This is a genomic window from Microbacterium sp. PRC9 (assembly GCF_031844125.1).
In the GTDB taxonomy this organism is placed as follows: Bacteria; Actinomycetota; Actinomycetes; order Actinomycetales; family Microbacteriaceae; genus Microbacterium.
In genome coordinates, this window is sequence record NZ_JAUZUR010000003.1 from 222,103 (window position 1) to 248,191 (window position 26,089).

A 26,089-nucleotide genomic window follows, 5' to 3' on the forward strand; every position below is an offset into this window, starting at 1 on the left:
CGCTGTGGAGCCTCCGCGACGAAGTGATCGGCGCGGGAGGCGACCCGCTTCTACACTCGGGTGAAGACGGCGGTGAGGACGCATTGATGGGGACGACCGGGATCGTCGGTGGCGGCATTGTGGGCGTCGCGCTCGCCCGGGCGCTGAGCGCGCGCGGCGACGAGGTCATCGTCCTCGAGAAGGAGGGCCGGCTGTCGCAGCATCAGACCGGACACAACTCCGGGGTGGTGCACGCGGGCCTGTACTACAAGCCGGGGTCGCTGAAGGCGACGCTGTGCGCGGCCGGGCGGGTGTCGATCCGCGAGTTCTGCGAGGCGAAAGGCCTGCCCTACCGGGAGGTCGGCAAGCTCGTGGTCGCGGTGGACGAGTCCGAGCTTCCCGCGCTGGCCGAGATCGAGCGGCGCTCGCTCGAGAACGGGGTGCCCGACCTGACCCGCATCGACGACCCGGAGCGGCTGCGGGAGATCGAGCCGCACGTCGCCGGGGTCGCGGCCGTGCATTCGCCGCACACCGCCGTGGTGGACTACGCCAGCATCACCGAGGCGATGGCGCAGGACGTCCGCGCCGGCGGCGGTCAGGTGCGGCTCGGCCACGAGGTCACCGCGATGACGCTCGAGAACGGCCGGGTGCGGGTGGTGACGCCGGTGTCGGAGGACGTGTTCGACCGGGCGATCGTGTGCGCCGGTCTGCAGTCCGACGTGGTGGCCCGGTTCGTCGGCGCCGACCCGTCACCGAAGATCCTGCCCTTCCGCGGTGAGTACTGGGAGCTCGCGCCGGAGCGCACCGACCTCGTCAAGGGGATGATCTACCCGGTCCCGGATCCGCGTTTCCCGTTCCTCGGGGTGCACTTTACGCGCGGGGTGTACGACAACGTGCACGTGGGCCCGAACGCGGTGCCGGCCCTCGCCCGTGAGGGGTACAACTGGCTGCAGTGGTCGGTGAAGGACACGCTCGAGTCGCTGCGGTGGCCGGGCGCGTGGCCACTCGCGAAGCAGCACTGGCGGATGGGTGTGGACGAGGTCTCGGGATCGCTGATCAAGCCGCTGTACTTCCAGAAGGCGCGCCGGTTCATCCCCGAGCTGCGCTCGTCGGACCTGACGCACAAGCACGGCGCCGGGGTGCGCGCGCAGGCGTGGGGCCGCGCGGGCGAGCTGCTCGACGACTTCGCGGTCGACCAGGTCGGCCCGGTCACGCTGCTGCGCAACGCCCCCTCGCCCGCCGCGACCAGCTCCATCGCGATCGCCGACTACGTCATCGACCACTACCTCGACGCGCCGGGGGCTGCTGCTCCTGCGGTGAAGACGGCGGCGACGGATGCTGCACCGCCCGCCACGCCGGCCCCTTGAGCGTCCACCGAACCAAGGCCCCGGAGCCGCGGCGCTCATGGCCGACGCGGTCGCCGTCCATCGGCCGATCGGACGAGGCGTTTCGAGCCGGGCGGCCGAAGCGGGCGACCCCCTGCCGCGGCGACCATGGCGGCATGACAACCACCACCGCCCGCCCGCAGCCGACTCGACGCCGGCCCGAATGGCTCGTGCCCGCCGGCCTCATCGCCCTGAGTCTCGTGCCGATCGTGGCCGGCTCAGCCCGTCTCACCCAGCTCACCACGGGAGCCACGGTCACCGCCGAGAACGCCCGGTTCTTCGACTCGCCCATCCCCGTCGCGGCGCACATCATCGGGTCGAGCGTGTTCCTCGTGCTCGGCGCGCTGCAGTTCTCGCCGTCGCTGCGGCGGCGGCGATGGCACCGCATCGCCGGGCGCGTCGTCGCACCCGCGGGGCTGGTCTCGGCGCTTTCGGCACTCTGGATGACGCTGTTCTACGACATGCCGGCAGCCGTGACAGGGCCGGGACTCGCCGCCGTGCGGGTCGTGCTGGGCACGGCCATGGCAAGCGCCATCGTCGTCGCTTTCGTCGCGATCCGGCGGGGCGACGTGGGCACGCACAGCGCGTGGATGACCCGCGCCTACGCGATCGGCATGGGCGCCGGCACGCAAGTTCTCGTGTTCATGCCCTACACGCTGGTGATCGGCACGCCTGCCCCGTTCACCCACACGCTGCTGATGACCGCCGGCTGGGTGATCAATCTCGTCATCGCCGAGGTCGTCATCCGGCGGCGCGCTCGCGCCGGGCGCAGCCGCCGCGGCGCCCCGATGGCGGCGACCGGTGCCCGCCTATCATGAGGGCATGACGAGCCCGGTCCTCGCGCTCTGGGACGCGCCCGCGGCGGTTCCGGCGCCGCCGCGGCGGGTCTGGCGCGACGGGGTGCTCGTCGGCGTGATCCCCGTGCTCGCCGTGTTCGAGGCATCCGTCCGCGTCGACGTGCCGTGGCGCTGGCTGTGGGCCGTCGTGCTCACCGTGCTCGCTCCCACGCTGCTGTGGCGCCGGTCGCACCCGTTCACGATGCTCGCGATCGCGTTCGCCGTCGGCACGACCGTGGGCCTCGCCACGGCTGGCGACCCGCAGCTGTACACGACGGCGTACTTCCTGATCCTGCTGTACGCGGTGTTCCGTTGGGGCTCCGGACGGGCGATGATCGGCGGCGGCGTGCTGATGGGGATCGGGATGCTGCTCACCTTCCTCGCGACACCGCCCCAGGTCGCCGACGTCATCGGCGGCATGGCCGTCGCGGTCATGACGGCGACCCTCGGCCTGGCCGTGCGCTGGCGTCGACGGGCCCGCACCCGCGAGCTCGAGCAGGTGCGGCTGCTCGAGCGCGAGCAGCTCGCCCGCGACCTGCACGACACCGTCGCGCACCACGTCTCGGCGATCGCGATCCAGGCGCAGGCCGGCAGCGCTGTGGCCGCCACCGACCCGGGCGCGACGGTGCAGGTGCTGCAGGCGATCGAGGCCGAGGCGACGCGCACGCTCCGCGAGATGCGCGCGATGGTGGGCGTGCTGCGCGGGCCGGGCGACGCGCTCGCGCCCACTCCCGGGCTCGCCGACATCCGCGCTCTGGAGACGACGGATGCTGCGACCCCGGCCGTCGTCGTGAGGCTCGGCGGTGACCTCGACAGCGTGCCGCAGGCGGTCGCCGCCGCGGTGTTCCGGATCGCACAGGAGGCGGTGACGAACGCCCGCCGTCATGCCCGCGACGCCAGCCGGATCGAGGTGGGTGTCGAGGTCGACGCGGAGGGCGTGCAGCTCGAGGTGCGCGACGACGGCGGGGCTGCAGCTGGGCCCACGCGCCCGGAGGCTCCGCGCAGCGCGCCAGCGCTGCGTGGAGGGGACGTGCGGAGCATTCCCTCGTCCGGCTACGGGATCACCGGCATGCGCGAGCGCGCGGCGCTGCTGGGTGGCACGTGCGAGGCCGGACCTGCGCTCGGCGGAGGCTGGGTCGTCGCCGCGAAGCTCCCGCGGGCAGGATGGACCGCATGAGCGTGCGCGTGCTCGTCGCCGACGACCAGGATCTCGTTCGGACAGGGCTGCGCATGATCCTGGACGCGCAGCCCGACATCGAGGTGGTCGGCGAGGCCGCCGACGGCGCCGAGGCGGTTGCGCTCGCGCGGAGCCTCCGGCCCGACGTCTGCCTGCTCGACATCCGCATGCCGGTGATGGACGGGCTCGCGGCGACCCGCGCCCTCGCCGGACCGGACGTCGCCGACCCGATTCCCGTCGTGGTCATCACGACATTCGATCTGGACGAGTACGTGTACGAGGCGCTGCGCGCGGGAGCGCGCGGGTTCCTGCTCAAGGACGCCGGCGCCGTGCTGCTCGCCGAGGCCGTGCGCGCGGCATCCCGCGGCGATGCGCTCATCGACCCGAACGTCACGGTGCGCCTGATCGAGGCGTTCGCGGGTGCGATGCCAGAGCCGCCGACGCCGCCGTCGGCTCCCCTCACCGACCGGGAGGAGGCTGTGCTCGCCGGCGTCGCCCGGGGGCTCGGCAACAGCGAGATCGGCGACGAGCTGCACGTCTCGCTCAGCACCGTGAAGACGCACCTCGCGAACATCTCGACCAAGCTCGGCGCCCGCAACCGCGTCGAGCTCGCGATCTGGGCACACGAGCGCGGCCGCGGTCGGCACTGAACCACGGGAAGCAAAGAAGGACGCCGGCGCCGCGTGCTGGGGGACATGCGGGCCGGCGTCCTGTCGACGCCCGGGATCGGGGAGGACCCTGCGGGCGCCGCGCGACCTGAGCTGGGGAAATCAGGTCTGACGACGGATGAAGCGCATCAGCCACGCGATCACGGCGATGACGATGATCACGAGGCCGATCCAGAGCAGGAACTTGGCCGCTTCGATGAATACGCCCAGCAGCAGCAGGACGATTCCGGCGATGAGCAGGATCACTGCGAGTCCGGTCATGTGACCATGGTGGGCGGCTGAGCCGCCGCCGACCAAGCTCTTGACAAGCTCCCCGAACGGCGTTAGTCGGATGCGGCAGCCGCGTTCGCGGCCTGCCAATCCTCGGTCGACGTCGTCTTCGGCCGACGAAGGAACAGCACCACGACGACGCCGACGAGCATGACCGCGGCCGGCAGCAGGATGGCCTGCGCCATCGCCTGCGAGAATCCGTCGATCACGAACGGAGGCAGCGTTCCTTCGCCGAACCCGCCCGATGCGTCGGACGCGCCAGGAAGGTTCGCCTCGAGCCGGGCCTGCATGAAGGCCGCGATCGATGCCGAGCCGATCACCGAACCGATCGTCCGGGTGGTGTTGTAGATGCCCGCGCCGGCACCGGCCTGTCGCGGAGGCAGGTTGCGCGTGGCCGTGGTCGCGAGCGGCCCCCACATGCCGGCGTTGCCGATGCCCATGAGCGCCGACGGCAGGAGGAACATCCAGATCGGGGTGTCGACGTTCATGAGCGACGAGTACCAGAACAGCGAACCCGCAACCATGAGCAGGCCCGGCACAAGGAGGAACCGCGGGTCGGTGCGGTCGAGGAGACGGCCGGCGAACGGCGCGCCGACGCCGGAGAGGACGGCCATCGGGATGAGCAGCAGCGCCGACTGCGTGGGGGTGAGCCCCCGGGCGAGCTGGATGAAGAACATCAGCGGCAGCGACATGCTCGTCACGGTGAATCCGACGATCGCTATGCCGAGGTTCGACACCGAGAAGTTGCGGTCACGGAAGAGCGGCAGCGGCACGAGCGGCTCGTTCTTGGTGCGCGCCTGCGTCCAGATGAAGAGCGCCATCACCGCCACGCCGCCGGAGATCATCGCCCACACCCACGGCGCCCAGTCGTACTTCTCGCCCTCCTGCAGGCCGAAGACGATCAGGAAGAGGCCGACGGCGCTCAGCACGACGCCGACGATGTCGAAGCGGTGCGGGTGCGTCTCGAGCTTGGGCACGAGAATCCACGCGAGCACGAACGCGATGACACCGACGGGGATGTTGATGAAGAAGATCCACTCCCACCCGAAGCCGTCGACCAGCAGGCCTCCGGCCAGCGGCCCGACGAGGGTCGCGACACCGGCGGTGGCGCCCCACAGGCCCATCGCCGCGCCGCGGCGGTTCGGTGGGAAGGTGCGCGTGATGACGGCCATCGTCTGCGGGGTCATCAGCGCGGCGCCGAGGCCCTGCACCGCGCGGGCGATGATGAGCATCTCGAGGGTGCCCGACAGACCACACCACAGCGACGCGAGCGTGAACACCGTCAGCCCGATCAGGTAGATGTTCTTCGGCCCGAACCGGTCGCCGAGGCGGCCGGTGATCAGGAGCGGCACCGCGTACGCGAGCAGATAGGCCGAGGTGACCCACACGACGTTGTCGAGGTTGTTGGTGTCGGGGTCGAGCGCCGCCTTGATGGCGGGGTTCGCGACCGAGACGATCGTCGTGTCGACGAGGATCATGAAGAAGCCGATGACCAGCGCCCAGAGGGCGGGCCAGGGGCTCTGGGGCTTGTGCCCGACGGCGTAGGCACCGGTGATCGGGCCGGCGACCCGAGCGGTGGCGGATGCCGCGCCCGCCGTGGGGCGGGACTCCGGCGTTTCGGGGGTGGTCACTGTCGTGCTGCCTTTCTCTGGGCGAGATAGCGTTCCGAGGGGGTCGGGGTGGGACCCCAGGCGAAGTCGGGATCGGCGATGCGCGGGAGCACCGCGTCCATCCACACGAGCTCCGCGCGCAGGAGCGCGAGCTCGCGGTCGATCTCGATGAGGTACTGCGGGGGCACGCCCTTCTCCAGGGCGTGACGCTGGCCGTCCTCGAGGGACCCGAGCGTGGCCGCGAGCGCGTCGCGTCGGACGCCGAGCAGCTCGATCGCCTCGTCGCGATCCAGTCCGTGCACCTCGGCGAGCGCGACGCGGAACTCCGCCGGGCGGTCCACACGCGGCAGCTCGCGGCGCACCCATTCGAGCACCGCGGCGGCGCCGGCATCCGTCTGCGTATAGGTGGTGCGCTCCGGGCGGTTGCCGTCGCGGTCGACGCCGACCTCGGCGATCAGTCCCGCCCGCTCGAGCCGCCCCACGGTGTGGTAGACCGTGCCGTTCGTGATCGTGACGAGCCGGTCGTCACGACGAAACCGCATCAGCCGGATCATCTCGTACGGGTGCATGTCGCCCTCGCTCAGCAGCGCGAGCACGGCCACCCCAAGCGACGTCAGGCGCGCGATCTGGTCCTCCATGATGATCACTCCACTTCGATTAGTCCACGTGGACTATACGCTTCTTCATCGCGACATGCATCCCTCGCGCTCTGTCGGTGGGGCGTCGTACGGTGAGGGTCATGGCAGACAAGGGCGCCGCGCGCAGGGAGAAATTCCCCGAGTCGTACGCGATCTTCGACCCGATCGTGGCGGAATGGACGACGCGGCCCGACGTCTCGCTCGGCGCGATGTTCGGGTCCGAGGGCCTGAACGTCCGCGGCAAGGTGTTCGCCTTCGTCACCTTCGAGGGCGCACTGATGGTGAAGCTGCCTGAGAGCCGCGTCGGCGAGCTGGCCGAGGCGGGCGAAGCCGAGCCCGCCGTCATGCGGGGGCGGCCGATGCGCGAGTGGGCGACCGCGGGGACGGATGCTGCCGACCGCTGGCCCGCGCTCGTCGCCGAGGCGTTCGCGCACGTCGACGAGATCACGCCGTGAGCCCGTCCGCCCCGATGCGACCCCGCCCCGAAACCCGCCGGAGTCACCCGGGATAATGGACGGGTGACGGCTATCCCCACCCCCACGACAGAGCTCCTCGGCTGGCGCCACGCCTACTCCGGCAAGGTCCGCGACCTCTACGTCCCGGCGGACACGCCCGAGGGGGCGACGCCCGAGCGCATGCTGGTCGTCGCGAGCGACCGCGTCAGCGCGTTCGACCACGTGCTGTCGCCGGGCATTCCCGGCAAGGGCGAGCTGCTCACCACCCTGAGCCTCTGGTGGTTCGACCGGCTCGCGGGTGCGGACGGGGGTCGCAGCATCCCGAATCATCTCGCCGCCTCGCACGAGCTCACGCTCGGGGCCGACGGCGAGGCCAACACCGCCGATGACCTCAAGAGCCTGATCCCGGAGGCCGTCGCCGGCCGCGCGATGGTCGTGAAGAGCCTCGACATGCTGCCGATCGAGTGCGTCGTGCGCGGGTATCTCACCGGCTCGGGCTGGGCCGAGTACCGCGAGAACGGCACGGTGTGCGGCATCGCCCTGCCCGAAGGGCTCTCGAACGGCGACCGGCTGCCCGAGCCGATCTACACCCCCGCCTACAAGGCGCCGCTCGGCGAGCACGACGAGAACATCTCGTACGAGCGCACCGTCGAACTCGTCGGCGCCGAGCGCGCGGCGGAGCTCCGCGACCTCTCGCTCGAGATCTACGCGCGTGCGGCCGCGACCGCCGAGGCGCACGGCGTGATCCTCGCCGACACGAAGTTCGAGTTCGGCCTCGACGGCAACGGGGTGCTGACGATCGCCGACGAGGTGCTCACCAGCGACTCGTCACGATACTGGGATGCCGCGGCCTGGGCGTCCGGCACGACCCCCGCCGAGCGCATGGCGAGCTTCGACAAGCAGATCGTGCGCGACTGGCTGGCCGCGAACTGGGCGGCCCCGCGCGAGGGGGAGCCGCCCGCACTCCCGGCGGACATCATCGACCGCACCACCGCCCGCTACCGCGAGCTGCTCGAGCGCCTCACCGCCGCCTGACGCCGCGGCGCGGCATCCGCCTCACGCGTTCTTCATCGCCTTCAGTCGGGCCAGCAGCACCGGCCCCGTGCTGTCGAGCATCCTGCCGCCGATCAGGATGCCGGCGACGAGCACCGCGGTGCCGCCCACGATCCCGATGGCGAACGCGATCCAGCTCAGGGCCGGGTTCTGCATGAAGTACCCGATGAGCCCGACGATGATCGCGGGCGCCGAGAGCGCGAGCGCCACCAGCCAGATGCCGAAGAACGCCATGCCCTGCAGGAACGTCGTGCCCGGGACGCGCTTGAACGGGTTGTCGCCCGAGCCCGGAACCGGCACCACGAGCTGGGCCGAGGTGACGGCGCAGACGCCGTAGCAGGTGAAGAGGATGCCGAGCGCCATGCCGAGGATGCCGGGGAACTGCGTCCAGTCGCCCGCGAACGCGAAGGGCAGTGCCGCGGCCAGCAGCACCAGCGGCACCGCGACCGCGGCGGCGGCGAGGATGCGCCCGAGGCGGTCGGCGCGACCGCGCGCGCCCGTCGCGACCTCGGTGCCGAACGCCGTGCCGTCGTACGAGATGTCGGCGTACACCACGATGCCGATGATGAACGCGATGATCGGCGCCGAGAACGCCAGCGCCACGAACGGGTCGCCGTCGCGGGCGTAGAACCACAGCAGCACCGGCACGAGCGGAACGGCGATGAGCTGGCGCAGATACCGCGGGTCGCGCGTCCAGTACGTCAGCGACCGCGCGAAGACCGCACCCGCGGCACCGCTCGGCACGCGGCCGAACCATCCGATCGACCCGGCCCGCACGGCGGCGGCCGACGTGAGCCGGGGCCGCACGAGGGAGCGCGCGAGCGAGGCGCGCCAGAGCAGCCACAGCGCCGCGAGGGTGGCGAGCGCGATGAGCAGCTTCGCGGCGGCGGCGGGCAGATCGCCGGCGGCCGCGTCGGCGGGCACGGCCCATGCGGCGCCGAGCGGCGTCCAGCCGAGGAGCGGCACGAGCTCGGCGATGGTGTCGGCGTTCACGGTGACTCCGTTGGCGAGCCCCACGATGATGGGCCCCGCCAGGATGAGCGGGATGAAGATGAGGATGCCGGCGACCTCGCGGAAGCGTCGACCTCCCCCGAAGCCGGAGGCGACCGTCGCGACGGCGCGTGAGGCGACCACCGCCGTGAGCACCGCCAGCGGCGTGCTCACCAGCCAGGCGACGAGCGCCGCAGGCCAGTGCGCCCATGTCGCGATCGTCGCGATCGCGGCAGCCGACGTGATGATGCCCGGGATGCCGCAGACCGCGGCGAGCGTCAATGCGACCATCATCCGCGAGGTCGTCAGAGGGAACACGACGAGGCGGTCCGGGTCGAGCGTCGTGTCGACGCCGAACGCCACGAGAGGGATGAGGGCCCACCCCAGCGTCACCAGCGACCCGGCGCCCACGATGACGATGCCCGCGAGCCGGACGTCGGCGAAGCCCAGCGCGACGAGGCCCGCGACGATGCCCACGAGGATCAGGGCGCCGTAGAGGGCACCGAGGATGAACCCGACCAGCTGCCACGGGCTGCGCGCGAGCTGGTTGCCGAGGACCCGGAACCGCAGCCTCAGGAGCGTCGCAACCATTCCGGCCCCTCCGTGTGGCGGCGGCCGCCGACGAGCTCGACGAAGCGGTCCTGCAGGGACTCCCCCGCCCGCACGTCGTCGACGGTGCCCGCGACGAGCAGCCGGCCCGCCGCGACGATCGCGACGTGGTCGCACATGCGCTGGACGAGGTCCATCGAATGGCTCGAGACGATGACGGTGCCGCCGCCGGCCACATAGCCGGCGAGGATGTCCTCGATGTTCGCCGCCGACACCGGATCGACCGACTCGAAGGGCTCGTCGAGCACGAGCAGCCGCGGGGCGTGGACCAGGGCGCACGCCAGCGCGATCTTCTTGGTCATGCCCGCCGAGTAGTCGACGACCATCGTGCCCGCGGCATCCGTCATGTCCATGAGGGAGAGCAGATCGGCCGTGCGCTGGGCGATCTCGTCGTGCGGCAGACCGAACAGCAGCCCGTTGTAGGTGACGAGCTGCTCGCCCGTGAGGCGGTCGAACAGCTTGACGCCGTCGGCGAGGTTGCCGACCATCGCCTTCGCCTTGACCGGCTCGCGCCACACGTCGACCCCGTGCACGAGCGCCTGACCCGCGTCCGGCATGAGGAGTCCGGTCGCCATCGACAGCGTCGTGGTCTTGCCGGCGCCGTTCGGGCCCACCAGCCCGTAGAACGATCCCGCCGGCACGCGCAGGCTGACGTCGGCCACGGCCACCTTCTCGCCGAAGCGCTTGTGGAGTCCCCGGAACTCGAGGGCGGGCGGTGTCGGCAGGGTCGCTGGGTCGGTCACGTCTCTCCGTCGGTTCTGCATCGAAGGTCCGGGTGCGAGCCGGAATCCGTCCAGCCTCTCGGATGCCGCGTGGCCGAGGCAACTCGCGCGCACCCGCTCGCTAGGGTGATCCTCGCACCATCACCCGAGCGCAAGGAGCGCGCATGCCTTTGTGGACCATTCACGGCAACGGCCGGACCGTCGAACCCGGGAAGGTGGTGAAGCCCGACGAGCGGCTGAACTGGCCCGCGACGGTCGCGATCGGCGCGCAGCACGTCATCGCGATGTTCGGCGCGACGTTCCTGGTGCCGGTGCTGACGGGTTTCCCGGTCTCGACGACGCTCCTCTTCTCAGGCATCGGAACGCTGCTGTTCCTCCTCATCACGAAGAACCGCCTCCCCAGCTACCTCGGCTCGTCGTTCGCGTTCATCGCACCGGTCACCGCTGCGACCGCGTCGCAGGGCATGGGCTCGGCCCTCGCCGGCATCGTCGCCGTCGGCGTGCTGCTGGCCGCGGTCGGCTTCATCGTCCAGTTCGCGGGGCTCGGCTGGATCGAGAAGCTCATGCCGCCGGTCGTCGCCGGCGCCATCGTCGCGCTCATCGGCTTCAACCTCGCCCCGGTCGCGTGGCAGAACTTCCAGCAGGCGCCGATCACCGCGACCATCACGCTCGTGGCGGTGATCCTCGGCAGCGTGCTGTTCCGCGGATTCCTCGGGCGCATCTCGATCTTCCTCGGCGTGATCGTCGGCTACATCGTGGCGCTGCTGCGCGGCGAGGTGGACTTCACGCAGGTGAACGAGCTCGTCGCGAACGGGCAGTGGGTGGGCCTGCCGACCTTCCAGTTCCCGACGTTCGGCAACCCCGGCACCTGGAGCGTCATCGCCATGTTCCTGCCTGTCGTGCTCGTGCTCATCGCCGAGAACGTCGGACACGTGCGCGGCGTCGCGACCATGACCGAGTCCTCCGTCAACCAGTACACCGGCCGTGCGCTCATCGCCGACGGCGCCGCGACGGTGCTCGCGGGCACCTTCGGCGGTTCGGGCACGACGACGTACGGCGAGAACATCGGCGTCATGGCGGCGACCCGCGTGTACTCGACGGCCGCGTACTGGGTCGCAGGCGTCTTCGCGATCCTGCTGTCGCTGTCGCCGGTGGTCGGCGCGGTGTTCAACTCGATCCCGGCCGGCGTGCTCGGCGGCGTGACGACCGCCCTGTACGGCCTCATCGGCATCATCGGCATCAAGATCTGGGTCGACAACCGCGTGGACTTCTCGCGCCCGGTGAACCAGTACACCGCGGCCGTCTCGCTCGTCATCGCGATCGCCGGCTTCACCATGGTGTGGGGCGACTTCCAGCTGGGCGCGATCGTCATCGGCGCGGCCGCGGCCCTGCTGATCTACCACCTCGGCAACGCGATCGCCCGCTGGCGCAAGACCGGCGCCGACGACGGCGGCCCGCTCCCCGCCGTCGGCCAGCTCGGCGGCGACCCGCAGGACTCGCAGGTCAAGTAGCGCCGAGCCGCAGCATCCGTCCCCCCTGTTTCTGGGGTTTGGGGCGCATTCTGTCCGTTGGGGCGCGATGTGTGCGCCCCAACGGAGGAATCGCGCCCCAAACCCGGACGACCGTAGCGATGAAGCGGGAATGGATCGGGAATGGATGCTGCGCGCAAATGGTTGTAGCTACACGTGAATGAGATCGCGCACCCTGACCGCCTCGCCGCCGCCACCTCGATGGGCGCCGTGACGCTTCTCGTCGGCGACCTCGACGGCATGACGGCGTTCTACCGCGACGTCATCACCCTCCAGGTGCTCTCGGCTGAGGGGGACGAGGTCGTGCTCGGGCGCGCGGGTCGGCCGGTCGTCATCCTGAAGCACGAGCCCGCCCTGCGCCACGCGAGCCCCGGCGCGGCCGGGCTGTTCCACACGGCGATCCTCTTCGAGACGCAGGAGGCCCTCGCGGCCGCGCTCTACAGCGTCGCGCAGCGCGCGCCGCAGACCTTCACCGGCTCGGCGGACCACCTCGTGAGCCAGGCCTTCTACCTCACCGATCCCGAGGGTAACGGCGTCGAGCTGTACTGGGACCGGGCCCGGACCGACTGGTCGTGGACCCACGGCAGTGTCGAGATGGCGACGCTGTACCTCGACCCCAACGGCTTCCTCCGCGAGCACCTGACGGAGCGGGCCGCGAGCGGCGGGACGGGGCAGGACGCAGCATCCGTCGGTCATGTGCACCTGTCGGTCGGCGACGTCGCGAGTGCCCGCGCCTTCTACGTCGACGCGCTCGGCTTCGACCAGACCGCCGAGCTCGGCAACCAGGCGCTGTTCGTGAGCGCCGGCGGCTACCACCACCACATGGCGATGAACGTCTGGAACTCGCGCGGCGCCGGCCCGCGGATGCCGGCGCTCGGCCTCGGCCGCGTCGATCTGGCCCTCCCCGACGCCGACTCGCTGGGCGAGCTCGCCGAACGCCTGCGCCACCACGGCCTCGAGGTGCGCGACGACGGCCGCACGGTGGCCTTCGACGACCCCTGGCGCAACCTCCTGCACGCGACGGTTCCCGGCCGCGCCTGAGTTCCCCCCCATCCCCCCAAACCACGTCGCCTTCCGCAGTCACATCGTGCGGCTTCGCGGCCCCCGTTCCCGCCAAACCCGACTGCGGAGCGAAGGTCTTCGGTGTTCCGCAGTCGCAAGGTGCGGGTGCCGCCGCCCCGCGGCCGCGAAAAGTGACTGCGGAACGAGGGGGCGGTGGGGAGGGGAGCAGGGGCGGGTCAGACGGATTCGCGGATGACGAGCTCGGTCTCGAGGATCGTGACGTGACGCGGATGCCGACCCGCGAGGAGGTCGACGAGCACCGTGGCCATGCGCTCGCCCTGTGCGAACGACGGCTGGCGCATCGTCGTCAGCTGCGGCGTGACGGAGGTGGCCACCGGGGAGTCGTCGAAGCCGATGATCGCGACGTCCTCGGGGACGCGGAGTCCCGCGGCCGTCAGCACCGTCAGCACGCCGCGCGCCATGAGGTCGCTGGCGACGAACACCGCGTCGGGCTGGGCTCCGGTCGCGAGGATGCGGCGCATCGCGTCGGCACCGCCGTCGGCGGTGAAGTTGCCGTCCTCGACCGCGATCTCGTCGAGGTCCCACGCGGCGAGCGCGTCGCGATACCCCTGCAGGCGGTCGACGCCGGCGGGCATGTCGCGCGGGCCGGTGATCGTCGCGATGCGGCGGCGGCCGCTCTCGATCAGGTACACCGTGGCGTCGTAGGCCCCACGGACGTTGTCGACGTCGACGTAGTAGTCACGGTCGCGCTCGCGCACCGGGCGGCCGCCGTAGACGACAGGCACGACGCTCGCGATGCGGTCGATGAAGGTGTCGCTGGTGTGGTGCGAGACCACGATCGCACCGTCCACCGCACCCGAGCGCACATAGCTCGTGGTCTTATCGCCCGGGTCGTCGCTCGCGATGAAGAGGTTGAGCACGTAGTCCGAGCGGCTGAGGCGCGAGTTGATGCCCGACACGATCGCCGCGAAGAACGGGTCGCCGAAGAACCGGGTGGTGTCCTCGGGGACGATCAGCGCGATGGCATGCGTCTTCTGGCTCGCCAGTGACCGGGCGGCGCGGTTGGGGACGTAGTTGAGCTCGCTGATCGCGCGGGTCACCGACTCCAGGGCTTCGGGGCTCACGGCGGTCGAGCCGTTCACCACGCGGGAGACCGTCGAACGGGAGACCCCCGCCGCGGCGGCGACCTCTTCGATCGTCACGGCGTGTGCGCTGCCGGCTCCCCGCTGGGTAGGCCGCATGGCGTCGGTGCTCATTCCTGTCCCCTCCTTCCCGGATGCTACTGCGCCACGACTCCGCGCGGCGCAGTGCTACGACGCGACCGTCGCCGCGCGCGCGGACTCCAGGTCGATCGCCCGAGCACCGATGATGCGGCTGTACTCGAGCGCGCTGTCCTTGGGCGTGCGCTCCTGGGTGTCGTAGTCCACCCGCACGATCCCGAACCGCTTCTCATAGCCCCACGCCCACTCGAAGTTGTCGAGCAGCGACCAGTAGAAGTATCCGCGCACGTCGACACCGGCCTCGGCCGCGTCGAGGATCGCCCCGAGGTGTCCGCGCAGGAACTCGACGCGATCGGCGTCGTGGACGTGCTTCACGTCGCCCTCCACCACGAGCTCGTCGTCGTAGGCGGCGCCGTTCTCGGTCACGTAGAGCACGGTGCCGGCCTGCTGCGCGTACTCGTCCCACACCCGCTCGAGGAGCGTGGTGAGCCCCTCGGGCTGCACCTCCCACTGCATCGGCGTGCGGGGAAGGCCGCGCTCGTGCCAGTAGATGCCCTCGTGCGAGGGGTACGGCGAGCGGGCGGGGCGGTCGGTCGGCGCGTCGCCGCCGATCGGCGGGTTCACCGGCTCTCGTCCGCCCACGTACTCGCCGTGGTAGTAGTTCACACCGAGCGTGTCGATGGGCGTCGCGATGGTCTCGAGGTCACCCGGGCGCACGGCGGTCTCCCACGCGGCGATGGCCGCAGCATCCACCTTCCGGATGTCTTCCACGATGTCGGCGGGGTACTGCGCACGGAAGATCGGGTCGAGGAACCAGCGGTTGAACTGGCCGTCGATCCGACGTGCCGCGTCGACGTCGGCGGGGTCGCTCTCGTCGACCGGCTCGGCGACCGTGAGGTTCAGCGTGATGCCGAGCTTGAGCGACTCGTCACGAGAGCGCAGCTCGCGCACGGCCTGGCCGTGCCCGAGCAGCAGGTGGTGCGCGGCGAGCACGCCCTCCTCGACGCTGTAGTGGCCCGGCGCGTGGATGCCCGCGGTGTAGCTGAGGAACGACGAGCACCACGGCTCGTTGAGGGTGGTCCACACGTCGACCCGGTCGCCCAGGGCGTCGTGCATCGTCAGCGCGTACTCGGTGAAGAGGTCCGCGGTGTCGCGGTTCGCCCAGCCGCCCTTCTCCTGCAGCGCCTGCGGCAGGTCCCAGTGGTAGAGCGTCAGCCACGGGAGGATGTCGGCCCCGAGCAGCTCGTCGACCAGTCGCTTGTAGAAGTCGAGTCCCTGGAGGTTGACCGCCCCGCCGTCGGGCCGCACGCGCGACCACGACGTCGAGAAGCGGTACGTCTGCAGGCCCAGCTCCTTCATGAGCGCCACGTCATCGCCGTAGCGGTGGTAGTGGTCGCACGCCACGTCGCCGTTGTCGGCGTTGATGACGGCGCCCGGCACGCGGCAGAACGCATCCCAGATCGAGTCGCGGCGGCCGTCTTCGTGGGCGGCGCCCTCGATCTGGAAGGCGGCGGTCGCGGCGCCGAACAGGAAGTCCTGGGGGAAGGCGCGAGGGATCGCGGTCGTCATGAGGTCAATGATCCTCTCGGGGAACGTCGGTGTCAGGATGCCGAAGGCTGTGGGGAACGGGAAGGGTCTAGCCCTTGACGGCGCCGGCCATGATGCCGCTGACCAGCTGCCGGCCCGTGAAGGCGAAGACGATGAGGAGCGGAATGGTGGCCAGGAGCACGCCGGCGAGCACGACCGAGTAGTCGACGAAGTAGTTCGACTGCAGGAGCGAGAGTGCCACCGGGAGCGTGGGGCTCTGCCGGTCGAGCACGATGAAGGGCCAGAAGAACTGGTTCCACGCGCCCACGAAGGTGAAGAGGAACAGCATCGCGGCGGCGGGGCGTGCGGCGGGCACGCCGACCGTCCAGAACGTGCGGAGCATGTTGGCCCCGTCCACGCGCGCCGCCTCGATCAGCTCGTCCGGCACGGTCTGCGACAGGTACTGCGTCATCCAGAACACCCCGAACGCGCTGGTGAGCGCGGGGATGATGATGGCGCCGATCTGCCCGGTCCAGCCCAGGTCGGAGAAGAGCAGGTAGAGGGGCACGACGCCGAGCTGCATCGGCACCGCCATGGTGGCGACCACGAAGGCGAGCAGCCACTTGCCGCCCGGGAAGCGGAGCTTCGCGAACGCCCAGCCGGCGAGGGTCGAGAACAGGACGACGGATGCCGCGATCACGGTCGAGCTGAAGATCGAGTTCCAGAGGGCCTGCCAGAAGTTCACGGCAGGGTCGTTGATGACCTTCAGGGCGTTGTCGATGAAGTTGCCGCCCGGCAGCCACGACATGTTCGGGTTGTTGATGGTCGACGCGTCGCCCGAGCCGATCAGGAACGACCAGTAGTAGGGGAAGAGCGCCGAGACCACGACGACTCCGAGACCGACGTACACCCAGACCCCGGCGCGCACGCCGCGGATCTTCGTGGTCCGCCGGCTCCGGCGCGCGTTGGGCAGGTTCTCCTCGACGACCGCGAGGGGCGGGGTGCTGATGGCGCTCACTGCTGGGCTCCCTTCCGGCCGCGGCGGCGGCGCTGGATGACCCCGCGTCCGCCCTCGTCGCGTACGAGGGCACGGGTGATGGCGAGGTTGATGAGGCCGATCGCCAGGATGATGATGAAGAGGATCCACGCCAGGGCGGCGGCGCGGCCGAAGTTGAACTCGCCCCAGCCGATGTTGTACAGGTACAGCGTGATCGTGAGCCACTGGCCGGCGGCACCGCCGCGGCCGGTCTGGTCGAACATGCGGGGCTCGTCGAAGATCTGCAGGCCGCCGATCGTCGACGTGATGATGACGAAGATCAGGGTGGGCTTGAGCGAGGGGAGCGTGATGCTCCAGAACTGGCGGAAGGCGTTGGCGCCGTCGACGGTCGCCGCCTCGTAGTACTCGCGCGGCACGGCCTGCATGGCGGCGAGGAGGATGAGGGCGTTGTAGCCGGTCCAGCGGAAGTTGACCATCGTGGCGATGGCGATGTGGCTCCAGAACGGGTCCTTGTGCCACGCGATCGGGTCCAGCCCGAGGTTCGTGAGCACGTTGTTCACGAGTCCGTGGTTGTCGCCGAAGAGGTTGCTGAAGATCAGCGCGACGGCGACCGGGGCCATGACGTACGGGAGCAGGACGCTCATCCGCCAGAAGGTCTTGGCCCGGATGTTCTTGTCGAGCATCGCCGCGATGAACAGCGCCAGGATGAGCTGCGGCACCGACGAGAGCAGGAAGATGCTGAAGGTGTTCCGCAGGGCGATCCAGAAGTCGGCCTGGGACAGGATCCAGACGTACTGGTCGAATCCGACGAAGGTGCCGGAGTTGCGGACGAGGTCCCACTCCTGGAACGAGATCACCGCCGTGTAGACGATCGGGAAGAGCCCCACGATCGCGAACAGAATGAAGAACGGCGAGATGTAGAGGTACGGGGAGAGCTTCAGGTCCCAGCGGCTGAGGCGGTGGGAGAAGGAGAGGACGCGCGGCTGGCGCTCCGGATCGGGCCGATCGGCCGGCCCGGATGCCGTCGTACGGGTGGCGGTCGTGGTCACCGGTGGCTCCGATTCGGGTGTCGAGGGGTGGGCGTGGAGGCGGAGTGCGCGCGGGCCGGGGGGGGACCCGCACGCACTCCGCTTCTGCTGTCAGACCTGGTCCGCGGGCGCGGACCGGATCGTCAGTGTCGGCCTATCAGAAGGCCTCGACCTCGGCGACGTACGCGTCCCACGACGCCTGGGCGTCCTGGGTGCCGTCGAAGACGCGGGTGATGGCGTCCTGGAGCGCGGTGTTGTACTTGAAGTAGTCCGCGCTCTTGTACGGGGTGACCGTGATCGCCGCGGAGCGGTCCGCGAAGATCGTGCCGGTCGGCGCGTCGGCGAAGTACTCGTTCTTCGAGTCGGTGATCGACGAAGCGCTCTGCGCGTCGAGGGCGCTCGGGTAGGCGCCGACGTTGACGAACGTCTTCTCCTGCTGCTCCGGAGCGGTCAGCCAGTCGGCGAGCTTGAGGGCCTCGTCGACGTTCTTGCCGTTGGCCGGAACGGTCAGGTACGAGCCGCCCCAGTTGCCGCCGCCGTTCGGGAACGCGTTCGCGATCTCCCAGCCGGTGACCTCGGGCGCGTTGCCCGAGATGATGCCGAGCATCCACGGCGGGCACAGCATCGCGGCGAACTCACCGTTGGCCATCGACGCGTTCCAGTCGTCCGACCACTGGCCCGAGTAGGCCGAGTTCGGGATGCCGCGCTCGACGACGAGGTTGTACGCAGCCTCGAGGTCGGGGTTGTCGGTCGCGACGACGGTGCCGTCGGGCTCGTCGTACGGGAACTCGATCTGGTTGACGATGCCCTGGAACGCGGAGTTCGCGGAGTCGAGCATCGGCTTGCCGGTCGCAGCCTTGTACTGGTCGGCCAGGTCGAAGAACGTGTCCCAGTCGCCGTCGATCGCCGAGGCGACCTCGTCGGGCGTCGAGGGCAGGCCCGCGGCCGAGAACAGGTCGGCGCGGTAGCAGACGGCCTGCGGGCCGATGTCCGTGCCGAAGCCGACGAGACGGCCGTCGGCGTCGGTCGCGGCCGCTTCCTTCCACTCGACCCAGCGGCCCTTGGCGCTGTCAGGCACCTCGGCGAGCAGGTCGGAGTACTGCATGGCCTCGGCGAACCAGTCGACCTCGACCGCCTCGATGTCGGCGAGGCCCTCCTTGCCGAGCTTCGCGAAGAAGTTCGTGCGGGCGTCGTCGGTGATGGCGGCCTTGTTGTGGACGATCTTGATGTTCGGGTTCTCGTCCATGTACTCCTGGAGGAGTTCGTCGTCGTACCCGAAGTCGTTGAACGTGGCCAGGGTCAGCGTGATCTCGCCGTCTTCGCCACCGGCCTCGTCTCCGCTGCCACCGGCGCAGCCGGCGAGGACGATGGCCGAAGCCGAGAATGCGGCGATTGCCACGGCGCTTCTGCGGAAGGCGCGTGCGTTCACTGTCACTCCTTTGTGTTGTCAGGGTCGTGTGTGTTGCAGGATCGGCGCGGAGGGAACCGTGCCGTGGTGGTCGTGGGAGCGTTCCCATCGATCGAGACGCAACGTTATGGGATCGCTCCCACGAAGTCAAGGGAGCGCTCCCATGGATTGATCACGGTTGTGTCACGGGGGCTCGCGCAGCGCTTCGGGCAGGGCTTCTGGACGGCCGGAGAAACGCCGCGCGCACGGCCCGTAGACTGGAGGGGACCCCTGCCCGCGACATCCGGCGTTTCGATTCCTCGCTGCGCTCGTCGCTCAACGACCGATAGCTGCGGCCTCCGGCCGCCAGGAGGATCCCGATGCCCACCATCGTCGTCGACGTCATGCCCAAGGCCGAGCTTCTGGACCCGCAGGGGAAGGCCGTCTCGGGCGCCTTCGCGCGTCTCGGCGTCTCCGACTTCAGCGCGGTGCGCATCGGCAAGCGATTCGAGCTCACCGTCGACGGCGAGGTCACCGACGAGGTCCTCGCCGAGGCCCGGCGCATCGCCGACGAGATCCTCTCCAACTCCGTGATCGAGGACGTCGTCGGCATCGAGGTCGTCGAATGACCGCCCGCATCGGGGTCATCACCTTCCCGGGCTCGCTCGACGACCGCGACGCGCAGCGCGCGATCGAGATCGCCGGCGGCGAGGCCGTCGCCCTGTGGCACGGCTCGCACGACCTCGACGGCGTCGACGCGCTGGTCCTCCCCGGCGGGTTCAGCTACGGCGACTACCTGCGCGCCGGAGCCATCGCGGCGCTCGCGCCGATCATGGCGGAGGTGAAGGATGCTGCGGCCAAGGGCATGCCGATCCTCGGCATCTGCAACGGCTTCCAGATGCTCGTCGAGGCGCACCTGCTGCCGGGCGGCCTGATCCGCAACGCGCACCAGCAGTTCGTCCGCCGCGACCAGAAGCTGCGCGTCGAGAACAACGACACCGCGTGGACCAGCGATTTCGGCTCCGGCCAGGAGATCGTGATCCCGCTCAAGAACGCCGACGGCGGCTACATCGCCTCGGAGTCCGAACTCGACCGCCTCGAGGGCGAGGGCCTCGTCGCCTTCCGCTACCTCGGCGTGAACCCGAACGGGTCGCTGCGCGACATCGCCGGCCTCACGAACGAGCGGGGCAACGTGGTCGGCCTCATGCCGCACCCCGAGCACGCCGTCGAGCCGGGCTTCGGTCCCGACACCGCCGCCGCGATGCGGTCGGGCGTCGACGGCCTGTCGTTCTTCACGTCGGCCATCGCCGCCGTGGTGGGCGCCGCGGCCTGAGCCGCAGCATCCGTCCCGCTTCTAGACCGTCCCGGCCGGCGGCCACACGCCGATGATGAGCGCCATCACGATGATCGTGACGAGCTCGTGCGAGATGTTGAGCACGGTCAGCGACGACGGCCGCCCCTCGAAGGCGTCGTGGGTGATGAAGCGCGCCGCCGTGAAGCCCGCCCACAGGATCACGCCGGTCAGCAGCGCCGCCCAGAGGTAGCTGCCGCCGTAGAAGTGCCAGGCGATCGACGAGGCGCCGGCCAGCACCCACGCGGTCACGAAGCTGACGAACACCGTCACCACGATCGGCACCACGGCGCTTGCGCCCGGTCGGTTCATGTCGACGTTCGCGAGCTTCGCCCATCTCGTGCCGAAGACCTTCGGCGTGTACCAGATCGAGCCGACGACCATGCTCGACGCCGTCGCGATCAGCACCGCCCAGTAGTTGATCTCGGGAACCATCTCCGCCTCCTCCGCCCAGGCGCGGCCGCCCGTCGCGGTCGTCGCTCGACGCGAGCGTAGCGCCGCCCGGTGACGCCCGCCCCGCACCGCGCCGGTAGCGTGGAGCGGGTGAGCACAGACACCCGGAATCTCGTCGTCAGCGTCCCCACCGAACAGCTCGCCGCGGATCTGGGCGCCCTGCCCGAGGGGGTCGAGCTGGTGGTGTGGCCGATGGATGCTGCCGCCCCGCGTGACCGGTTCGACATCGTCGTGCCGCCGTACATGTCGATGGCGCGCGTGCTCGAACGTCTCGAGGGCGTCGAGGTCGGGCTGGTGCAGGGCCAGTCGATCGGCTACGACGGCGTCGCCGCCATCCTGCCCGAGGGTCTGGTCTTCGCGAACGCGGCGTCGGTGCACGAGACGTCGACCGCCGAGCTCGCGGTGGGTCTCGCGATCGCTGCGCAGCGGCACATCGACGCATTCGCCGTCGACACCGCGGCCGGCCGCTGGGCCCCGGTCTTCGCGCAGAGCCTCGCCGACCGCCGCGTGCTGCTGCTGGGCTACGGCGGCGTCGGCAAGGCCGTCGCCGCGCGGCTCGAGCCGTTCGAGGTCGAACTCACCCCCGTCGCGTCGCGCGCCCGCGTCGAGGACGGCGTCGCGGTGCACGGCATCGACGAGCTGCCCGAGCTGCTCCCCCACGCCGAGATCGTGATCCTCACGCTGCCCGGCGGTGAGGCCACCCAGGGGCTCGTCGACGACGCGTTCCTGTCGGCGCTTCCCGACGGGGCGCTCATCGTGAACGTCGGCCGCGGCACCCTCGTCGACACCGACGCGCTCGTCGACCACGTGCGTCGCGGACGCATCCGCGCCGCCCTCGACGTCACCGACCCCGAGCCCCTCCCCGACGGCCATGCGCTGTGGGGCCTTGCGGGTGTGCTCATCGCCCCGCACGTCGGCGGCGCGTCGAGCGCGATGCGGCCCCGGGTCGCGAAGCTCGTGCGCACGCAGATCGAGCGGCTCGCCGCCGGCGAGCCGCCGATCAACGTCGTGCTCGGCGGCTGAGCCGGCACGCTCCCCCTTCAGTTCTCCGCCGCTCTGAGGTAGACCGGAGGGGACGGACAGTGGTGCGCGATGAACGATTCCCCGAGCGATCCCCCGAATGCAGGCCAGCCCCCCAAGGTGGAGCGGCTTGCCGCTTCGGCGTGCTGGGAGTACCTGCAGACCGCCGAACTCGGCCGGCTCGCGGTCGACAACGCCGACGGTGCGCCCGACATCTTCCCGGTCAACTACGTCGCCCACGAGGGCGCCCTGTACATCCGCACGGCGCGCGACGCGAAGCTCCTCCACATCGCGCAGCACCCGATGGTCGCCTTCGAGGTCGACGGGGCGACCGACGACGACCACTACTGGAGCGTCGTGATCCGCGGCAGGGCGGAGCGCGTCACCCGTGACGACGAGATCCGCGACAGCGGTGTCCGCCGGCTCGCGTCGTGGAGCCCGACGGCGAAGTTCTTCGTCATGAAGGTCGTCGCGAACACCGTGACAGGTCGGCGGTTCCCCCAGCACGCGAGCCGCAAGGATCCGCTCATGTCGTTCGAGGGCGACGCCACGCTCCCGGCAGCGCCCGAACCGTCGCATCAGCCCCGCGCCGAGCGCCCGGCACCGATTCCGCACTTCACTCCGCGCACGGGTCCGCAGGACACGCTCCCGGGACCCCGCTCGGACGGGTGACCGCCGATGCCGACGGCGGGGGCGACGTCAGGCGGTGAAGACGGTGTGGACGTCGCCGACGACCTCTCGGCCTCCGAGCGCCGTCAGCTCCATGAGCACCGCGGTGCCCACGACCACTCCGCCGAGCGTCTCGACGAGTTCGTGCGCCGCGACGAGCGTGCCACCGGTCGCGAGGACGTCGTCGACCAGCAGCACCCGCATGCCGCCGGCGATGTCGTCGTGCGCCTCGATCGTGGCGGTGCCGTACTCGAGCGCGTAGGAGACGGATGCTGCGGGCAGAGGCAGCTTGCCCGCCTTGCGGATCGGGACCAGGCCCACGCCGGCCTCCATCGCGACGGCGCCGGCGAGCAGGAACCCGCGCGCCTCGACCCCGGCGACGACGTCGAACGACCCCTCGAACGGGGCGATCATCGCGTGGATGACGGTGCGGAGCGCCGAGGCATCCGCCAGCAGAGGCGTGATGTCGCGGAACTGCACGCCCGGCTCCGGGTAGTCGGGGATCGTGCGGATGAGGGATTCGGCGCGCGTGAGGGCTTCGGACAGCACCCGCCAACCCTACGCCCGGCCCCTGTGCGTCATTCGTTACGAGGGAGTGTAAGCGCTTGCAGTATGCTGGCCGGATGACTTCCGCAGAGACCATCGAGCGCACGGACGCGTTCCTCACCACCGTGGGTGGCGAGTGGTGGCGCACCGCCGTCATCTACCAGATCTACCCCCGCTCCTTCGCCGACGCGTCGGGCGACGGCATCGGCGACCTCCCCGGCATCACCTCGCACCTCGACGACCTCGCGCACCTCGGCATCGACGCCATCTGGCTGAGCCCCTTCCAGCGCTCGCCCCAGAAGGACGCCGGCTACGACGTCAGCGACTACTGCGACGTCGACCCGCTCTTCGGCACCCTGGCCGACTTCGACGACATGCTGGCCGCGGCGCATGAGCGCAGCATCCGTGTCATCGTCGATCTCGTCCCGAACCACTCGTCCGACCAGCACGAATGGTTCCAGCAGGCCCTCGCCGCCGCTCCCCACAGCACCGAGCGCGCGCGCTACATGTTCCGCGACGGCAAGGGCGAGAACGGAGAGCTCCCGCCCAACAACTGGGAGTCCGTCTTCGGCGGTCCGGCATGGACGCGCGTCGTCGAGGCCGACGGTGAGCCGGGCCAGTGGTACCTGCACCTGTTCGACTCGTCGCAGCCCGACTTCGACTGGTCCAACGAGGAGGTCCGCGAGGAGTTCCGCCGCATCCTGCGCTTCTGGCTCGACCGCGGGGTCGACGGCTTCCGCGTCGACGTCGCCCACGGCCTGGTGAAGGCGGAGGGGCTGCCGGACTACATCCCGAACCCCGAGGCCGGCTCGATGGGCGGCGAGGCGGAGAACGTGCCGTACTGGGGCCAGGACGCCGTGCACGAGGTGTACCGCGACTGGCGCAGGATCCTCGAGGAGTACCAGGGCGACCGCGCCCTCGCCGCGGAGGCGTGGCTGCCCACCGCCGCGCGCACGGCCGAGTGGGTGCGTCACGACGAGATGCACCAGGCCTTCAACTTCCCGTACCTCGAGACGAAGTGGAACGCCGCCGACCTCCGCGAGGTCATCGAGGTGTCGCTGCACGCGTTCCCGGGTGTCGGCGCGCCCTCGACGTGGGTGCTCTCGAACCACGACGTCGTGCGCCACGCATCGCGCCTGGCGCTGACCGCCGAGAACCCGCAGGGTCACGGCATCGGCCCGGACTCCCCCGGCCAGCCGATCCGCGAGGTCGGGCTCGCCCGCGCCCGCGCGGCCACGACCCTCATGCTCGCCCTGCCCGGTTCCGCCTACCTCTACCAGGGCGAGGAGCTCGGGCTTCCCGAGGTCATCGACATCCCGGGCGACGCCCGTCAGGACCCGACGTGGTTCCGCACGAACGGCGAGCGGTACGGCCGCGACGGCTGCCGCGTGCCGATCCCGTGGAACGCGGATGCCCCGGCCTACGGCTTCAACGCGACCGGTGCGTCGTGGCTGCCTCAGCCCGCCGAGTGGGCGACGCTCGCCCGCGACGCGCAGACCGGCGTCGAGGGCTCGACGCTCGAGCTCTACCGCGCACTGCTCGCCGAGCGCCGGGCACGGTCGCTGGGCGCGGGGTCGCTCGAATGGATCGACGGATACGGAACGGATGCTGTCGCATTCCGCAACGGGAATGTCACCGTCATCGCGAACACCGGTTCCACGCCGATCTCGCTGCCGGGCGGTATCGTGATCGCGTCCAGCGGCCCTGTCGCGGACGGCGAGCTCCCGGGCGACACGACGGTCTGGATCGAGACCGCCTGACACGCGAGCTGGGCTCCGAGAAGGTACGGTGACGACGTGGTCAGCATCGACGAGGTCGCCCGCGCGGCGGGGGTCTCGACGGCGACCGTCTCACGCGCGCTGAGCGGACGCGGGCACGTCTCGGCGGGCGCGAAGGCGAAGGTCGAGGAGGCCGCCAAGAGCCTCGGGTATGTGGTGTCGGCCTCGGCCTCGAGCCTCGCCTCGGGCCGCACGCGCAACATCGGCGTGCTGGTGCCGTTCCTCGACCGCTGGTTCTTCTCGACCGTGCTGAGCGGGATCGCCTCGGCGCTCATGCGCCGCGGCTACGACATCACCCTCTACAGCCTCACCGCCGACCGCGGCGAGCGGCACGACATCTTCGACACGTTCCTGCGGCGCCAGCGCGTGGACGGGGTCATCGCGATCTCGCTCGAGCTCGGCCAGGAGGAGACCGAGCGTCTTGTCGAGCTCGACCTGCCGGTGATCGCGATCGGCGGGCCCAATCCGCTGCTCACGACCCTCACGGTCGACGACGTGGCCGTCGCGCGGCTGGCCACCGAGCACCTGCTCGCGCTCGGCCATCGCAGGATCGCGCACATCGGCGCGAGCCCCGAGTTCGACATCGACTTCCACATCCCGACGCAGCGCCGGCAGGGCTTCGAGCTCGCCCTGGCCGACGCCGGCATCGAGGTCAGCCCGTCGCTGTTCGAGCCCGCCGACTTCACCATCGAGGGCGGCTTCCGCGCCGCCAAGCAGCTGCTGGGAAAGCCCGGCAGCCGGCCGACCGCGATCTTCGCGGCATCCGATGAGATGGCGATCGGGGCACTGCTCGCCGCACGCGAGCTCGGCTACCGGGTGCCCGAGGATCTGTCGGTGATCGGCATCGACGGCCACGAGCTCGGCGAGTTCTTCCGCCTCACCACGGTCGACCAGTTCCCCCTCGGCCAGGGCGAGCGCGCCGCGGACGCCATCCTCGAGGCGCTGGAATCGACGGATGCCGAGACCCCCGTCCACCGGCCGGGCGAGCTGCCCTTCGAGCTCATCGTGCGGGGCTCCACGGCGCGCCTGCCGCAGTGACGGTGTCGCGACTTCTTCACCGGTCTCGGGAATAGTGTCGTATCGGAGCCTCACCGTTCGTGGATCAGGTGTGCGGGCCCGTTCGGGCGCCGCGACGGAGGGTCCACGACGGGGTCCTCGTCCCGATGAGA

At 70.6% G+C, this 26,089-nt stretch carries 26 protein-coding genes; 14 read left to right on the top strand and 12 right to left on the bottom strand.

Annotated elements, in window-relative coordinates:
- Nucleotides 1–86 precede the first annotated feature (86 nt).
- The 4 genes from lhgO to Q9R33_RS08000 all read left to right on the top strand — a co-directional run bounded on the left by lhgO (nucleotide 87) and on the right by Q9R33_RS08000 (nucleotide 4,027).
- Nucleotides 87–1,346, top strand: coding sequence for an L-2-hydroxyglutarate oxidase (lhgO, locus tag Q9R33_RS07985; protein WP_311293412.1), 1,260 nt, complete (start codon nucleotides 87–89; stop codon nucleotides 1,344–1,346).
- A gap of 134 nt (nucleotides 1,347–1,480) precedes the next feature.
- The gene (locus Q9R33_RS07990; protein WP_311293413.1) at nucleotides 1,481–2,182 is read left to right on the top strand and encodes a DUF2306 domain-containing protein; all 702 of its coding nucleotides are present in this window, start codon (nucleotides 1,481–1,483) and stop codon (nucleotides 2,180–2,182) included.
- Nucleotides 2,183–2,186: 4 nt separating this feature from the next.
- Nucleotides 2,187–3,377 (top strand): histidine kinase, encoded by a 1,191-nt coding sequence (locus Q9R33_RS07995; protein WP_311293414.1) that lies wholly within the window; start codon nucleotides 2,187–2,189, stop codon nucleotides 3,375–3,377.
- On the top strand, nucleotides 3,374–4,027 hold the full coding sequence (locus Q9R33_RS08000; RefSeq protein WP_311293415.1) for a response regulator transcription factor: 654 nt from the start codon (nucleotides 3,374–3,376) through the stop codon (nucleotides 4,025–4,027). Before Q9R33_RS07995 ends, Q9R33_RS08000 begins: the two co-directional genes overlap by 4 nt.
- 120 nt (nucleotides 4,028–4,147) lie before the next feature.
- Here Q9R33_RS08000 and Q9R33_RS08005 read toward each other — a convergent pair whose 3' ends face one another.
- From Q9R33_RS08005 to Q9R33_RS08015, 3 genes are all read right to left on the bottom strand, one after another.
- Complete coding sequence (locus Q9R33_RS08005; RefSeq protein WP_311293416.1) at nucleotides 4,148–4,306, bottom strand: hypothetical protein; 159 nt, start codon at nucleotides 4,304–4,306, stop codon at nucleotides 4,148–4,150.
- Between the two features lie 62 nt (nucleotides 4,307–4,368).
- Nucleotides 4,369–5,793 (bottom strand): DHA2 family efflux MFS transporter permease subunit, encoded by a 1,425-nt coding sequence (locus tag Q9R33_RS08010; RefSeq protein WP_396654080.1) that lies wholly within the window; start codon nucleotides 5,791–5,793, stop codon nucleotides 4,369–4,371.
- A 149-nt stretch (nucleotides 5,794–5,942) separates the two neighbouring features.
- Entirely contained in the window at nucleotides 5,943–6,563 is a 621-nt protein-coding gene (locus tag Q9R33_RS08015; RefSeq protein ID WP_311293417.1) for a PadR family transcriptional regulator, read from the bottom strand.
- A gap of 101 nt (nucleotides 6,564–6,664) precedes the next feature.
- Between Q9R33_RS08015 and Q9R33_RS08020 the strand changes: the two genes are divergently transcribed.
- Both Q9R33_RS08020 and Q9R33_RS08025 read left to right on the top strand, forming a co-directional pair.
- Nucleotides 6,665–7,018: a hypothetical protein gene (locus tag Q9R33_RS08020; RefSeq protein WP_056365207.1), complete on the top strand. Its 354-nt coding sequence runs from the start codon at nucleotides 6,665–6,667 to the stop codon at nucleotides 7,016–7,018.
- Between the two features lie 63 nt (nucleotides 7,019–7,081).
- Complete coding sequence (locus Q9R33_RS08025) at nucleotides 7,082–8,053, top strand: phosphoribosylaminoimidazolesuccinocarboxamide synthase (protein ID WP_311293418.1); 972 nt, start codon at nucleotides 7,082–7,084, stop codon at nucleotides 8,051–8,053.
- Nucleotides 8,054–8,074: 21 nt separating this feature from the next.
- On the opposite strand, the gene Q9R33_RS08030 is transcribed toward Q9R33_RS08025, so the two are convergent.
- Nucleotides 8,075–9,652 carry a hypothetical protein gene (locus tag Q9R33_RS08030; protein ID WP_311293419.1) on the bottom strand — a complete coding sequence of 526 codons (1,578 nt, stop codon included), beginning with the start codon at nucleotides 9,650–9,652 and terminating at the stop codon, nucleotides 8,075–8,077.
- A complete protein-coding gene (locus tag Q9R33_RS08035) occupies nucleotides 9,634–10,434 on the bottom strand; it encodes an ABC transporter ATP-binding protein (protein ID WP_396654075.1) in 801 nt (266 codons plus the stop codon). The genes Q9R33_RS08030 and Q9R33_RS08035 overlap by 19 nt, the downstream gene beginning before the upstream one ends.
- A 122-nt stretch (nucleotides 10,435–10,556) precedes the next feature.
- Here Q9R33_RS08035 and Q9R33_RS08040 point away from each other — a divergent pair, with 122 nt between their 5' ends.
- Both Q9R33_RS08040 and Q9R33_RS08045 read left to right on the top strand, forming a co-directional pair.
- Complete coding sequence (locus tag Q9R33_RS08040; RefSeq protein WP_310244504.1) at nucleotides 10,557–11,903, top strand: solute carrier family 23 protein; 1,347 nt, start codon at nucleotides 10,557–10,559, stop codon at nucleotides 11,901–11,903.
- Nucleotides 11,904–12,122: 219 nt separating this feature from the next.
- Nucleotides 12,123–12,962 (top strand): VOC family protein, encoded by an 840-nt coding sequence (locus Q9R33_RS08045; protein ID WP_310244993.1) that lies wholly within the window; start codon nucleotides 12,123–12,125, stop codon nucleotides 12,960–12,962.
- A gap of 197 nt (nucleotides 12,963–13,159) precedes the next feature.
- On the opposite strand, the gene Q9R33_RS08050 is transcribed toward Q9R33_RS08045, so the two are convergent.
- The 5 genes from Q9R33_RS08050 to Q9R33_RS08070 form a co-directional block, all read right to left on the bottom strand.
- Complete coding sequence (locus tag Q9R33_RS08050; protein ID WP_082496782.1) at nucleotides 13,160–14,200, bottom strand: LacI family DNA-binding transcriptional regulator; 1,041 nt, start codon at nucleotides 14,198–14,200, stop codon at nucleotides 13,160–13,162.
- Nucleotides 14,201–14,254: 54 nt separating this feature from the next.
- Nucleotides 14,255–15,733: a glycoside hydrolase family 1 protein gene (locus Q9R33_RS08055; protein ID WP_056365225.1), complete on the bottom strand. Its 1,479-nt coding sequence runs from the start codon at nucleotides 15,731–15,733 to the stop codon at nucleotides 14,255–14,257.
- A gap of 67 nt (nucleotides 15,734–15,800) precedes the next feature.
- Nucleotides 15,801–16,709: a carbohydrate ABC transporter permease gene (locus tag Q9R33_RS08060; protein ID WP_056365228.1), complete on the bottom strand. Its 909-nt coding sequence runs from the start codon at nucleotides 16,707–16,709 to the stop codon at nucleotides 15,801–15,803.
- Nucleotides 16,706–17,737: a carbohydrate ABC transporter permease gene (locus tag Q9R33_RS08065; RefSeq protein WP_056365232.1), complete on the bottom strand. Its 1,032-nt coding sequence runs from the start codon at nucleotides 17,735–17,737 to the stop codon at nucleotides 16,706–16,708. The genes Q9R33_RS08060 and Q9R33_RS08065 overlap by 4 nt, the downstream gene beginning before the upstream one ends.
- Nucleotides 17,738–17,873: 136 nt before the next feature.
- Nucleotides 17,874–19,115: an ABC transporter substrate-binding protein gene (locus tag Q9R33_RS08070; protein WP_311293421.1), complete on the bottom strand. Its 1,242-nt coding sequence runs from the start codon at nucleotides 19,113–19,115 to the stop codon at nucleotides 17,874–17,876.
- 368 nt (nucleotides 19,116–19,483) lie between these two features.
- Between Q9R33_RS08070 and purS the strand changes: the two genes are divergently transcribed.
- Together purS and purQ are read left to right on the top strand one after the other, a co-directional pair.
- On the top strand, nucleotides 19,484–19,732 hold the full coding sequence (gene purS, locus Q9R33_RS08075) for a phosphoribosylformylglycinamidine synthase subunit PurS (RefSeq protein WP_056365237.1): 249 nt from the start codon (nucleotides 19,484–19,486) through the stop codon (nucleotides 19,730–19,732).
- On the top strand, nucleotides 19,729–20,436 hold the full coding sequence (gene purQ, locus Q9R33_RS08080; protein ID WP_310244488.1) for a phosphoribosylformylglycinamidine synthase subunit PurQ: 708 nt from the start codon (nucleotides 19,729–19,731) through the stop codon (nucleotides 20,434–20,436). The genes purS and purQ overlap by 4 nt, the downstream gene beginning before the upstream one ends.
- A 21-nt stretch (nucleotides 20,437–20,457) precedes the next feature.
- Here purQ and Q9R33_RS08085 read toward each other — a convergent pair whose 3' ends face one another.
- Nucleotides 20,458–20,889, bottom strand: a complete 432-nt coding sequence (locus tag Q9R33_RS08085; protein WP_056365243.1) for a DUF1761 domain-containing protein — start codon at nucleotides 20,887–20,889, stop codon at nucleotides 20,458–20,460.
- A 108-nt stretch (nucleotides 20,890–20,997) separates the two neighbouring features.
- Between Q9R33_RS08085 and Q9R33_RS08090 the strand changes: the two genes are divergently transcribed.
- On the top strand, nucleotides 20,998–21,930 hold the full coding sequence (locus Q9R33_RS08090) for a 2-hydroxyacid dehydrogenase (protein ID WP_311293422.1): 933 nt from the start codon (nucleotides 20,998–21,000) through the stop codon (nucleotides 21,928–21,930).
- Nucleotides 21,931–21,999: 69 nt separating this feature from the next.
- Entirely contained in the window at nucleotides 22,000–22,599 is a 600-nt protein-coding gene (locus Q9R33_RS08095) for a pyridoxamine 5'-phosphate oxidase family protein (RefSeq protein ID WP_311293423.1), read from the top strand.
- Nucleotides 22,600–22,626: 27 nt separating this feature from the next.
- Here Q9R33_RS08095 and Q9R33_RS08100 read toward each other — a convergent pair whose 3' ends face one another.
- Entirely contained in the window at nucleotides 22,627–23,145 is a 519-nt protein-coding gene (locus Q9R33_RS08100; RefSeq protein WP_311293424.1) for an adenine phosphoribosyltransferase, read from the bottom strand.
- A gap of 74 nt (nucleotides 23,146–23,219) precedes the next feature.
- Between Q9R33_RS08100 and Q9R33_RS08105 the strand changes: the two genes are divergently transcribed.
- The gene (locus Q9R33_RS08105) at nucleotides 23,220–24,902 is read left to right on the top strand and encodes a glycoside hydrolase family 13 protein (RefSeq protein WP_056365255.1); all 1,683 of its coding nucleotides are present in this window, start codon (nucleotides 23,220–23,222) and stop codon (nucleotides 24,900–24,902) included.
- A gap of 36 nt (nucleotides 24,903–24,938) precedes the next feature.
- Nucleotides 24,939–25,958 (top strand): LacI family DNA-binding transcriptional regulator, encoded by a 1,020-nt coding sequence (locus Q9R33_RS08110; protein WP_045296269.1) that lies wholly within the window; start codon nucleotides 24,939–24,941, stop codon nucleotides 25,956–25,958.
- Nucleotides 25,959–26,089 lie beyond the last annotated feature (131 nt).

What these genes read in the sequence shown, in the direction of transcription:
- Q9R33_RS08020 (WP_056365207.1), top strand. Translation starts at nt 6,665, where the DNA reads ATGGCAGACAAGGGCGCCGCGCGCAGGGAGAAATTCCCCGAGTCGTAC.
- Q9R33_RS08050 (WP_082496782.1), bottom strand. Translation starts at nt 14,200, where the DNA reads ATGAGCACCGACGCCATGCGGCCTACCCAGCGGGGAGCCGGCAGCGCA.
- Q9R33_RS08005 (WP_311293416.1), bottom strand. Translation starts at nt 4,306, where the DNA reads ATGACCGGACTCGCAGTGATCCTGCTCATCGCCGGAATCGTCCTGCTG.
- purS (WP_056365237.1), top strand. Translation starts at nt 19,484, where the DNA reads ATGCCCACCATCGTCGTCGACGTCATGCCCAAGGCCGAGCTTCTGGAC.
- Q9R33_RS08015 (WP_311293417.1), bottom strand. Translation starts at nt 6,563, where the DNA reads ATGGAGGACCAGATCGCGCGCCTGACGTCGCTTGGGGTGGCCGTGCTC.
- Q9R33_RS08035 (WP_396654075.1), bottom strand. Translation starts at nt 10,434, where the DNA reads ATGCAGAACCGACGGAGAGACGTGACCGACCCAGCGACCCTGCCGACA.
- Q9R33_RS08010 (WP_396654080.1), bottom strand. Translation starts at nt 5,793, where the DNA reads ATGATCCTCGTCGACACGACGATCGTCTCGGTCGCGAACCCCGCCATC.
- Q9R33_RS08105 (WP_056365255.1), top strand. Translation starts at nt 23,220, where the DNA reads ATGACTTCCGCAGAGACCATCGAGCGCACGGACGCGTTCCTCACCACC.
- Q9R33_RS07990 (WP_311293413.1), top strand. Translation starts at nt 1,481, where the DNA reads ATGACAACCACCACCGCCCGCCCGCAGCCGACTCGACGCCGGCCCGAA.
- Q9R33_RS08055 (WP_056365225.1), bottom strand. Translation starts at nt 15,733, where the DNA reads ATGACGACCGCGATCCCTCGCGCCTTCCCCCAGGACTTCCTGTTCGGC.
- purQ (WP_310244488.1), top strand. Translation starts at nt 19,729, where the DNA reads ATGACCGCCCGCATCGGGGTCATCACCTTCCCGGGCTCGCTCGACGAC.
- Q9R33_RS07995 (WP_311293414.1), top strand. Translation starts at nt 2,187, where the DNA reads ATGACGAGCCCGGTCCTCGCGCTCTGGGACGCGCCCGCGGCGGTTCCG.
- Q9R33_RS08045 (WP_310244993.1), top strand. Translation starts at nt 12,123, where the DNA reads ATGGGCGCCGTGACGCTTCTCGTCGGCGACCTCGACGGCATGACGGCG.
- Q9R33_RS08000 (WP_311293415.1), top strand. Translation starts at nt 3,374, where the DNA reads ATGAGCGTGCGCGTGCTCGTCGCCGACGACCAGGATCTCGTTCGGACA.
- Q9R33_RS08085 (WP_056365243.1), bottom strand. Translation starts at nt 20,889, where the DNA reads ATGGTTCCCGAGATCAACTACTGGGCGGTGCTGATCGCGACGGCGTCG.
- Q9R33_RS08095 (WP_311293423.1), top strand. Translation starts at nt 22,000, where the DNA reads ATGAACGATTCCCCGAGCGATCCCCCGAATGCAGGCCAGCCCCCCAAG.
- Q9R33_RS08030 (WP_311293419.1), bottom strand. Translation starts at nt 9,652, where the DNA reads ATGGTTGCGACGCTCCTGAGGCTGCGGTTCCGGGTCCTCGGCAACCAG.
- lhgO (WP_311293412.1), top strand. Translation starts at nt 87, where the DNA reads ATGGGGACGACCGGGATCGTCGGTGGCGGCATTGTGGGCGTCGCGCTC.
- Q9R33_RS08040 (WP_310244504.1), top strand. Translation starts at nt 10,557, where the DNA reads ATGCCTTTGTGGACCATTCACGGCAACGGCCGGACCGTCGAACCCGGG.